10 protein-coding genes and 3 pseudogenes are annotated in these 10,420 nt (G+C 62.2%); 10 read left to right on the top strand and 3 right to left on the bottom strand.

Features of this window, described 5'->3' with window-relative positions; genetic code table 11:
* Window positions 1-491: pseudogene (locus AHiyo1_RS15475) on the bottom strand (LysM peptidoglycan-binding domain-containing protein); the annotation flags it as partial.
* Here AHiyo1_RS15475 and AHiyo1_RS26970 point away from each other — a divergent pair.
* Both AHiyo1_RS26970 and AHiyo1_RS15470 read left to right on the top strand, forming a co-directional pair.
* Window positions 454-846: a hypothetical protein gene (locus tag AHiyo1_RS26970; RefSeq protein ID WP_253257386.1), complete on the top strand. Its 393-nt coding sequence runs from the start codon at window positions 454-456 to the stop codon at window positions 844-846. The pseudogene AHiyo1_RS15475 and the gene AHiyo1_RS26970 sit on opposite strands and share 38 nt — an antisense overlap.
* Window positions 847-879: 33 nt before the next feature.
* Entirely contained in the window at window positions 880-1,233 is a 354-nt protein-coding gene (locus tag AHiyo1_RS15470) for an Rv2175c family DNA-binding protein (protein ID WP_059389151.1), read from the top strand.
* Window positions 1,234-1,338: 105 nt separating this feature from the next.
* Here AHiyo1_RS15470 and AHiyo1_RS15465 read toward each other — a convergent pair whose 3' ends face one another.
* Window positions 1,339-2,430: a polyprenyl synthetase family protein gene (locus AHiyo1_RS15465; protein WP_059389150.1), complete on the bottom strand. Its 1,092-nt coding sequence runs from the start codon at window positions 2,428-2,430 to the stop codon at window positions 1,339-1,341.
* A complete protein-coding gene (locus AHiyo1_RS27965; RefSeq protein ID WP_308193892.1) occupies window positions 2,427-2,615 on the bottom strand; it encodes a hypothetical protein in 189 nt (62 codons plus the stop codon). Before AHiyo1_RS27965 ends, AHiyo1_RS15465 begins: the two co-directional genes overlap by 4 nt.
* A gap of 22 nt (window positions 2,616-2,637) precedes the next feature.
* Between AHiyo1_RS27965 and AHiyo1_RS27960 the strand changes: the two genes are divergently transcribed.
* The 8 genes and pseudogenes from AHiyo1_RS27960 to AHiyo1_RS15425 form a co-directional block, all read left to right on the top strand.
* On the top strand, window positions 2,638-2,940 hold the full coding sequence (locus AHiyo1_RS27960; RefSeq protein ID WP_340639331.1) for a hypothetical protein: 303 nt from the start codon (window positions 2,638-2,640) through the stop codon (window positions 2,938-2,940).
* 182 nt (window positions 2,941-3,122) lie between these two features.
* Window positions 3,123-4,325 (top strand): DNA polymerase IV, encoded by a 1,203-nt coding sequence (gene dinB, locus AHiyo1_RS15455; RefSeq protein WP_253257384.1) that lies wholly within the window; start codon window positions 3,123-3,125, stop codon window positions 4,323-4,325.
* 235 nt (window positions 4,326-4,560) lie between these two features.
* Window positions 4,561-4,926, top strand: a complete 366-nt coding sequence (locus AHiyo1_RS15450) for a DUF3040 domain-containing protein (protein ID WP_059389148.1) — start codon at window positions 4,561-4,563, stop codon at window positions 4,924-4,926.
* Window positions 4,927-5,302: 376 nt separating this feature from the next.
* A complete protein-coding gene (gene mraZ, locus AHiyo1_RS15445; protein WP_059389147.1) occupies window positions 5,303-5,734 on the top strand; it encodes a division/cell wall cluster transcriptional repressor MraZ in 432 nt (143 codons plus the stop codon).
* Window positions 5,735-5,913: 179 nt separating this feature from the next.
* Entirely contained in the window at window positions 5,914-6,912 is a 999-nt protein-coding gene (gene rsmH / locus AHiyo1_RS15440) for a 16S rRNA (cytosine(1402)-N(4))-methyltransferase RsmH (RefSeq protein WP_059389146.1), read from the top strand.
* Window positions 6,909-7,573 (top strand): annotated as a pseudogene (locus tag AHiyo1_RS15435) (hypothetical protein). Before rsmH ends, AHiyo1_RS15435 begins: the two are co-directional and overlap by 4 nt.
* Window positions 7,574-7,627: 54 nt before the next feature.
* Window positions 7,628-9,423 (top strand): annotated as a pseudogene (locus AHiyo1_RS15430) (peptidoglycan D,D-transpeptidase FtsI family protein).
* 141 nt (window positions 9,424-9,564) lie between these two features.
* Window positions 9,565-10,420 (top strand): Mur ligase family protein (locus tag AHiyo1_RS15425; RefSeq protein WP_445286231.1); only part of this gene is annotated, 856 nt, incomplete at its 3' end.

Here is a 10,420-nt window from a genome sequence, read left to right as displayed (position 1 = left end):
GGCCGGAGCCGGTGTGGCGGGAGCTGGTGCGTTCGTTCCGGGGCCGACCTTGATCTTCTGTCCCGGGTAGATGATGGACCGGCCGTTGAGGCCGTTCCAATTGAAGACGTCGGACAATGCCACGCCGTGGCGGGCGGCAATGCCGCCCAGGGTGTCACCGGGCACCACTGTGTAGCTGGCAGTCGACGACGACGCCGGGCCGGATGCCGGGCTGGGTGCGGGTGCGGCGCACTTGGAGCCGGTGCCGAACCGGTCAACTTGATCTGCTGTCCCGGGTAGATGATGGTGTTGCCCGAGAGGCCGTTGAGCTGCAGGACAGTGTTGGTGTTCAGCCCGTAGCGGGCAGCGATGCCGCTGATGGTATCGCCCCGGACGATGGTGTAGGTGGCCGGAGCCGCCGGTGCCATGGGCTGCATGGCAGCCGGGATGGTTGCGGCAACCGCGGAGGCAGGGATGACGTTTGCGGACACTGCCGCTGCCTGGGCCCGCATGGCCGCGGTCAGCGATGCGGGAATCTTCTGGCTTTGTACCGCCGGAAGCGCTGTTGCCGGCTGGGCGAGTGCCAATGAAGAGAGCATGACGGCGGGCAGCGCCGCTGTGGTGGCCGCAATTATGGGCATGCTCGTTGTCTTCTTGTGCGAGCTGGGCGTCGTCATGGGAGCAATCCTCATCTCAGCAGCGGCTGTTGGGAATGCCGCTGTTGCCAGTGTTACTAAAGTTAGTAGTGATGCAAATGTGATCAATGTGAATCTCTCACATTTTTCGATTCCGCACAAGAAATCCCTGCGCATTCGATTCTTGGGCAATTCCTGGCACAAATTCCGCCCGTACCGCCCCTCCGGCTAGGCGCAAAGCGCGAGGGCGTGGCAATCTTGATCCGTGAGTAATGTAGAAAGCCTCGTTTCCGAATGGCTGCCGCTGCCCGATGTGGCAGAGCTGCTGAACGTTTCAATCACCAAGGTCCACGGTCTTCTGGATGAGCGTGCAGTGGTGGCTGTGAGAGTGGGCGAACGCAACATCCGTTCGATTCCTGCCCTCTTTATCCAGGACGGTCATGTGGTGGATAGCCTGAAGGGCACCATCGCAGTGCTTGGCGATGCCGGGTACACGGATGAGGAGCTCATCGTGTGGCTTTTCACTCCGGACGAGTCGCTGCGTGGCCGTCCTGTCGACGCGCTCCGCGAAGGGCGCAAAACTGAAATCCGACGCAGGGCTCAGTCGCTTGCCTGGTAAGGGACGCCTGCCTTAAATACAGTGGTGCCGATCAGCAAGCTGATCGGCACCACTGTATTTAAGGCAGGTATTTAGACTGCCCTTAACGCGGAATTATGAAAGAGTTCACGCGGCCCGGCTGACGGCGGCTTCGGCCAACTGCCTGAGCGCGGTGAGGGGGAGGTCCGCCAGGGGGAGGCGTTCCAAGGCCTCGAAAGCTTCGTTGCTGAGTTCCTCGATCATCGCCTCCGTGGCTTCGAGCGCTCCGCAATCCACAATGATCCGCCTGATTTCGGCGACCTCGGCCTCTCCAAGGTCCTGCCTTCCGAGCATCGTATCGATGTAGCTCGAATCATCCGCAGCGGCCTGGTTGATGGCGAATCCCACCAGGACCGTCCGTTTGCCTTCGCGGAGGTCGTCTCCCGCGGGCTTTCCAGTAGTCCCGGGATCCCCGAACACTCCCAAGACGTCGTCGCGGAGCTGGAATGCTTCACCAAGGGGCAACGCGAAAGCGGAATATCCTTGCAGGAGCTCTTCGCTGGCACCGGCCAAGGCGCCCCCAAGGGCCAAGGGGTGTTCCGTTGAGTATTTCGCCGACTTGAAACGGATGATGGACTGGGCGCGATCGACGGCCCCCGCGCGATCCCGCACCGGACCCGCGACTTCCTCGAGGATGTCCAGGTATTGGCCGGCCATGACCTCGGCGCGCATCAGGTTGAAGATCCGCCGCGCAGCCGTGCCGGAAGCGGCCCTGCTGCCGATCTCCGTGAACGCCTCCTCGCTGAACGACAAGCAGAGGTCTCCGGTGAGAATCGCGGCCGCGTGTCCGAAGCGTTCGCTGTCCAGGGCCCAGCCCTCGCCCTCATGGAGCTGGCTGAACCGCTTGTGCACACTCGGACCGCCGCGACGTGTATCAGAGCGGTCGATGATGTCATCGTGAATCAGGGCTGCGGCCTGGAAGAGTTCCAAAGCGCAGCCGGCCGTGATGATGTCGGGATGTGCGGACTCACCTCCGGCACCCCGCCACCCCCAGTAGCACATCAAGGCCCGGAGCCGTTTGCCACCGGTCACAAGGCTCGTGATTGAACCCATGAGGGGAGCGACATCTGGGGAGATGGTGGCCATCGTTTCTTGTTGCACCCCAAGGAAACCGTTGAGTTTGGCGGCGACATCGGCCACAAAACGGCTCTGCTCCGAACCCAGGCTCTCCGCGGTCACTTGATTGACCCGGCGGCCACGTTGGCACCGATGGTGAACGTGGATTTGCCCGCGGTTTCCACCACCGAGATATTCACTGTTTCATTGTCGCCACGCAGGAAGTCCTTTGATTTGATACTTCCCACGGTGCTTCCGGGGACTTCCTTGAAGCCTTGCGCCGTGAGCGCGGAGGTGTAAAAGGCCACAACCGCGTCAGACGGGGACGCAATGGTGCCGACCAAGGCCACCGACGCCGGCGAGGAGTTCTTGTCGAAGCTGCTGGATTCCACAGCCGCCTTGGGCATCAAGGGAATCAGTTGCTGCGGGAATCCCGGGACCAGGGAGCCGACTGCCGCCGAAGCTCCTGAGGCAGCCGTGGACGCGGTGGCCTGTGCCGGACTTGCCGAGGCAGTGGCCGCCCCGGACGATGTTGGCGCCGCCCCTTGGGATGCCGTGCCTGCCGGGGACGACCCGCAAGCCGAGATGGTCAACGCGACGCCCGTGGCCAGCAAGGCCAAGCTGACGGGTTGAGGCTTTCCAAAGAGCTTCACAGGGATTTCCTCCTGGGGACGACGCCGGATGCTGCCTCCAGTTTAGGGCGCCGGATGCGGCCACCAGTAACCAGTGCCGCGGCATAGGATTTCCTTGTGAGACCACAAGCAGAGAACAACGGGCGGGGCCCCGGACAGGAATTCGCCCCGGATCCCGCGGCCCTGCGGGAACTGAGGCGCACCAGCATCCTCCACGTGGACATGGATGCCTTCTTTGTCTCGGTGGAATTGCGCACCCGGCCTGAACTCAAGGGGAAACCCGTCATTGTCGGTTTTCCGGTGGATCGCTCCGTTGTGCTGTCCGCCTCCTACGAAGCGCGCGCGCTCGGTGTGAAGTCTGCCATGCCCATGGCCAACGCCATGCGGATGTGCCCCAACGCGGTCATCATCGAACCCCGCCATAGCCTCTACTACGAGGTGTCCCGGCAATTGATGGGAATATTCGAATCGATAACGGACCTCGTGGAGCCCTTGAGTGTCGACGAGGCGTTCCTGGATGTCGGTGGCGCGATCAGGCGGCTTGGTCCGCCTCTCCAGATCGGCCATCTGATCCGGAGCCGCGTTGCCTCCGAGCTGGGGATCACTGCGTCCGTGGGAATAGCCACCAACAAGTTCGTTGCCAAAATCGCATCTACGCGCTGCAAGCCCGACGGACTGCTGCTCATTGAGGAGGGGCAGACCGTAGCCTATTTGCACAGCCTGCCCGTGAACGCCTTGTGGGGAGTCGGGGCCAAGACCGCCGACGTTCTGGCCAGGCTGGGGATCCGTACCGTGGCTGACGTTGCGGCCACGCCGCTTGCTTCCTTGAAAAAGGTCCTGGGAGCTTCGGGCGAGCACGTCCACCGATTGTCGATGGGCTTGGATCCCCGGCCGGTCACGCCTATCCGGCTCGAGAAGAGCATAGGTTCCGAAGAAACGTTCGCTGTCGACACCCCGGATGACGCGCTCCTCCATCGCGAGTTGCTGAGGCTCTCCCACCGGACCGCGTCACGGCTCCGGACAGCCGGAATGCTGGCCCGGACCATCGCGCTGAAGTTGCGCTATGCCGATTTTTCGACAATCAGCCGGAGCAAGACAATGCATACGCCGGTCGATAGCGCCCAGTTGATCTATCAGGTGGCGAGCCAGTTGCTGGAGTCCTTGGGGGAGCGGCCCATGAGTGTGCGCCTTATAGGAGTCCGGGCCGAGCAGCTCGAAGCGGCGGAACACGCCTCGCTGCAGTTAAGCTTCGATCGCAGGGACGACAACTGGCGGGCGGCTGAACAGGCGCTTGACCGTGTCACCGAGCGATTCGGCAGCAAGACTGTCCTTCCGGCGACGCTTTTGGAGCCGCACGCGGAGCCCGACAGGCCGGGTTCTCCCTAGGCTTCGAAGGGCCCACGAGTGCCCTCCGGCGTGTCTTTCAGAACAGCGGCCAACAAACTATCCTAGAGATACACAGATTTAGACCGTCTGGATAAATTGCCATGTTGCGTCTGTTCCGTGAGACCGTGTTCACAAGACCCGGTCTTCGGGAACCCTTTTTTGGGTTCGTCCGTTCAAGGGAACAGAGGCAACGGCCGCGGCGTATCCAGACGCTGGCCGACTAAAGGAGGTCGCGATGCCCCTATCGGAGCACGAACAGAAGCTCCTCGAGCAACTCGAGAAGCAACTGCATGAGGACGATCCGAAGTTTGCCAATTCAATGGGCTCTGACCCCATTCGTTCATGGTCGACCAGGCACATCGTTATTGGCGTTCTAGGCACTATCGCCGGAATTCTCTTGTTGTTGGTAGGTGTGTCCTTGCAGAACATCTTCCTTGGCGTGCTGGGCTTCATCGTGATGGGCGCCGGCGTCTACTTTGCCACCCTGAGAAGGGCAGCCGGCGGGAAGTCGAAGAGCGCCAAGCCGGGCAAGTCGAAGAACTCGTTCATGAGCAACCTCGAAGAACGCTGGGACGAGCGCCGCCGCGGCGAGGAGAGCTGAGCGCTCCACCAAGGGGCTTGGCCTCCACTCGGAAGCCGAGTCCTCCACATTGCACCACCAGGCTCCGGCCTGATTGCGAAAAGACCCGAATATCGGGTCTTTTCGCATTTACGCCGCGCTCGCACCGCGAGCGAGCCCATAGGCGCGACTCCCATGCCGCCGTCATGCACTTCCCTGCAGCGCCGCCGCAAAGTCTCCTCCACCACCAACCACCCCTGAGATCCACGCGTTTTCAGGCTCCTGCATTCGAATGTGGGGCAGAAACACGCCGGATTGCGTTGACTGTGGGGGCTTGTGGAGTAAAGTGGAGCAAGTAAGAGGGTAGTGGCGGCGTGGGGCAGGTACGGGCACCTTTACGGATGGGGGCGGTGGGCCAGTGTTTCTTGGCACGCATTCTCCCCGTCTGGACGAAAAGGGCCGGATCATCCTTCCCGCCAAGTTCCGCGAGGAACTTGCTGACGGCTTGGTGCTCACAAGGGGCCAGGAGCGTTGCATCTACGTCTTCAGCCAGCGGGAATTCGAACGTATTCACGAGTCCATGCGGGAGGCCCCCATCTCCTCCAAGCAGTCACGTGACTACATCCGGGTTTTCCTGTCCGGAGCCTCTGACGAGGTACCTGACAAGCAGGGGCGCGTGACGATTCCGCCGGCGCTCCGGAGCTACGCAGGTCTTGAGCGGGAATTGGCGGTCATTGGCGCCGGAACCCGTGCGGAGATCTGGGATGCCCAGGCTTGGGATGAGTACCTGGCCGAGAAGGAAGCCGCCTTCTCGGAGACCGACGACGACAACCTTCCCGGGTTCATTTAGAAACCGGGACAGGAAGCAGCAATGCTTCTTGGACGGGATCTCCAGCCGCCCATCACATAGTTTTCCTGGCTCACCTTCCCCGGAGCCAGGCGGACGCTGCGATAGGCGCGGATGGGGATCCGGCTCAAGAAGCGACCCGCCCGACTGACAGACGAACGAATCAGCTCTGAGGAGGCCGCATGGAGGAGCAAGACGCGCCAAAACCCACCTCGGAGCGACATGTACCGGTCCTGAAGGACCGGTGCATCAATTTGTTGGCACCAGGTTTTGAGGCCGCCCGCAACCGTGGCGAAACGCCCGTCGTCATCGACGCCACGCTGGGAATGGGTGGCCACTCCGAAGCGATGCTCCAGCGGTTCCCCGATCTGCATCTTGTTGGGATAGACCGGGACGAAGAGGCCTTGGCCCTTGCCGGTGAGCGCCTGCGACCCTTCGCGGCCCGCACCGACCTGGTACATGCCGTCTACGACGAAATCGAAGATGTCATCGCAGACCTCGGAATCCCGGAAGTGCACGGCATCCTCATGGATCTGGGTGTGTCTTCCCTCCAATTGGACGAGCGGGAGCGCGGCTTTGCCTACTCCTACGACGCCCCGCTGGATATGCGGATGGACACGAGCCGCGGCCAGACCGCTGCCGACGTCGTCAACAACTATTCCGAAGAAGACCTGGTGCGGATTATCCGCAAGTGGGGCGAAGAGAAGTTCGCCGGCAGGATCGCAAACCGCATCGTCACGGCGAGGGCGATCAAGCCCTTCGCCACCACCGGTGAACTCGTCGAGCAGATCCGCGGAGTTGTTCCTGCGGCCGCTGCGAAGTCCGGCGGGCATCCGGCAAAGCGGACTTTCCAGGCCTTGCGGATTGAAGTCAACGAGGAACTCGACGTCCTGGAGAGGGCAGTGCCTGCCGCTCTCGCGGCCTCGGCAATGGGCGGACGAGTAGTAGTGATGTCGTACCACTCACTCGAGGACAAGATCGTCAAATCGGTCTTCCAATCCCGGTCCAAGTCATCGGCCCCGCTCGGCTTCCCCGTGGAGCTGGAAGAACATAAACCGGAATTCAAGACCCTGACCAAGGGCACGGAAGTGCCCACACCTGAAGAAATCGCCGAAAACCCGCGTGCGGCATCTGCCCGCCTGCGGGCCGTGGAACGCATCAAAGCGAGGAGAACAGCATGAGCACCGCTGCCGCGAAGATCCTGCCGACCACGGTGGGGAACACCGCGCGTGCCCTGCCCGCCCGGGGACCGGAACGCGACACGACCCGGAAGGCGCGGACGCCGCTCTCGCTTGTACAGAGTGTTCCCGGACGACGGCGGACTCCGTTCGTCGTCTTTTGCTTCGGCGTGCTGGCGGCAGCCTGTTGACTGTCCTGGTGCTCAACATCTCCGTTTCCACGGCACAATACGACCTTGTGAAGCTCAGGAATGACGCCGCGTCCCTGAACAAGCAGAACCAGGATCTGACACAGCAGGTCCAGAACTACCAGGCTCCCCAGAATCTTGCCGCCAAGGCCGCAGAATTGGGAATGGTAGCTTCCACTGCCACGGGACAGATCGATCTGGACAACTTGACAGTCACAGGAAAGGCCACGCCGGCAACCAAGGGACAGAATCCCGGTGCCGTCATCGCTGCCCCTGCGGTCGCAGGCCAGTCGAGCGTCACACCTTCGGCACCCGCCAAGAACGATTCACTGGACAGCCGCAAGCCCAACGGGGCCGCCGACTCCACGCCGGCCAAACCGCAGGCGCCCGTGGCTCCTGCGGCACCCAAGCCGCCGGTTGTGGATCTCCACGGTGGTTCGGTCCCCGCTCCACAGCAGAAGGTACCCGGGCAGTAGCGTCCAGCCGACCTGATTTCAGGTAAACAGCAAGGCAAGCAGCAAGGAATCGACGTGGTGCAAAAAACCGGCAAATCGAAGAACAAGAGAACGCCGGCGGCGAAGAAGCGCCTGCGCCTCGGCCTCGGAATCATGCTGACGTTGTTGCTGGTGGTTGGGGGCAAGCTGTTCCTGGTCCAGGGACTCGACGTCGGCGGAATGGCCGAGGCTGCTTACAACAACCGGCTGACCACCACCGTCCTGCCCGCCGAACGCGGCAAGATCCTTGACGCCAACGGCACCGTGCTGGCCAGCAGCGTGATCCGCTACAACATCGTGGTCGACCAGACCGTCAACACCAACACCTCTGAGTTTTCGCGCTACAACACGCAAACCCAAGCCATCGACACGATCTCGAGGACCCAAGGGATAGCAGAACTTTCCAGCGCCCTGGGCATGGACGTCAACCAGGTAACGCAGGCAGTGACCGGCGACAAGAAATACAACATCGTGGCCAAGGAAGTGAAGCCCGATCTCGAAGACCGGATTTCCCAACTGCATATCCCCGGTATCGTCTCCGAGGGCATCAGCAAGCGCGTCTATCCAAACGGCAGCGTCGCGGGTGGCATTATCGGCTTCCTCAAGGACGGCACCACGGGCCAAGCCGGACTTGAGCAGACCCAGGACGACCTCCTGCGCGGCAAAGACGGCAAACGCGTCTTTGAGATCGGCGCCGACGGCTCCGTATCCCCGTGGCAACCGATCTGCTGACCCCGGCCGTCAACGGCAAAGACGTCAAGCTGACGCTGAACACGGACATCCAGTACTTTGCGCAGCAGGCCATCCAGACCCAGGTCAACCAGCTCAATGCCGAGTGGGGATCGATCGTCGTCGAGGACATCAAGACCGGGAACCTCATTGCGATGGCGGACACGAATGCCCCGGATCCCAACGACCCGGGCAAAGTGGCGGCCGCGGACCGCGGCGTGCGGTCAGTGACGGCTGCCTACGAGCCTGGCTCGGTGGAAAAGATGATCACGGCGTCGGCCGCGATCAATGAAGGAAAGTCCAGCCCGCTGGACACTGTCACCATTCCGCCGGCTTTGACCATCGACGGTCAGACTTTTACCGATGCGTTCGACCATGGAACCGAGCAGAGGACCCTTGCCGGCATCCTTGGATATTCGATGAACACAGGTACCGTGATGATCGGCAGCCGCCTGAGCAAGCAACAGCGTTACGACTACCTCACCCGCTTCGGTATCGGGCAAGCTCCGGACATTGGCCTTCCCGCCGAAACCTCAGGCATCCTGGCCAAGCCCGATCAATGGGATGACCGCCAGCAGTACACCGTGCTGTTCGGCCAAGGCGTTTCACAGTCCACGCTGCAGACCGTCCGGGCGTACCAAAGCATTGCCAACGACGGCGTGATGCTGCAACCGCGGCTGATCGACGGCTACGTCGGAGCCGACGGAGCCGAGGAGAAAGTGCCTGCCAAGGATTCCCAGCAAGTCGTTACCAAGGAAACCGCGCAGCAAGTGCGGGACATCCTGGAGAGCAACGTCACCATGGGCGAAGTGAAAGATGCTGCCATCGACGGATACCGGGTGGGCGCCAAGACAGGTACGTCCCAGGCACCGCGTGAAGATGGCCTCCCTGGCTTCGATGGCTACACCGCGTCGATCGTGGGCATGGCGCCGATGGACAATCCGCGCTTCATCGTGGAGGTCGTCCTCCAGCGGCCCAAGGGCAGCATTTACGGCATCACCCAAGGACCGATTTTCCGCTCGGTCATGGGCCAGGTCCTGCGTACCTACAACGTCCCGCCGTCCACCGGCACGCCGGCGCGGTTCCCCCAGTACGCCAAATAGGGCCAGCACGGCAAGTAGTTCAGTTTCGCCAAGTAAGCTTGTTGGGCATCTGTCCGGCCACATTTCGATCCAACCATGCCGTTCGCGGGAGCCCAGAGGGTTCCCGTGCGGCCAGTTTTACGAGTACCAACGGAGACCACCTTGTCAGAGCAGAATGATGCCGTATCGATCCCTACAGGGAATCCGCCGGCTACCGACAAACCCGGCTTCCGTCCAGCCGTCGTGGCGCCTGTTCCCCTGGAAGCCGTCGCCTCGTCCCTCGGAATCGCGCTGCCGCCGGACTCCGCCGCCACGTCGGTGACGGGTGTGTCCCTCAACTCGCGCACCGTGGAGCCGGGAGACTTGTACCTGGCGCTGCCCGGTGCCACGCGCCACGGGGCCGACTTTGTCAGCCAAGCGGTGGCAGCCGGTGCCGTGGCCGTCTTGACCGATGGGGACGGCGCACGTCAATTGGCCCTTGAGGATCTTGCTGTTCCCGTTCTGATCGTCGGCAATCCCCGCGCAGCCGTCGGTTCACTCGCGGCCCTCGTTTATCGAAGCCAACCACTGGATGGGGTTTCGCCGACGCTTTTCGGTGTAACCGGTACGAACGGCAAGACGACGACGACGTATTTCATCAACTCCCTGCTCCGCGCCTTGGGCATGAACCCGGGATTGATCGGGACGATTGAAATTCTTGCGGGGGGTGAGGCCATCCCGAGCCTGCTGACCACGCCGGAATCAACGGATGTCCATGCCTTGCTCGCCCTCATGCGCGAACGCGGGCTGGAAGCGGCTTCCATGGAGGTCTCCTCCCATGCCCTGTCGTTCCACAGGGTCGACTCGGTGACGTTCGACGTTGCCGGCTTCACCAACCTGACACAGGACCACCTCGATCTCCACGGAAGCATGGACGAGTACTTCCGGACCAAGGCGGAGCTGTTCACGAGCGCGCGCGCACGGCGGGCCGTAGTGACCGTGGACGATCCGTGGGGGCGCCAGCTGGCCGATGAGGCGG

Source organism: Arthrobacter sp. Hiyo1 (assembly GCF_001263615.2).
Classification (GTDB): Bacteria; Actinomycetota; Actinomycetes; order Actinomycetales; family Micrococcaceae; genus Arthrobacter.
The sequence above is the reverse complement of the archived record's forward strand: the minus strand, read 5'-3'. Positions and strand labels throughout refer to the sequence as shown.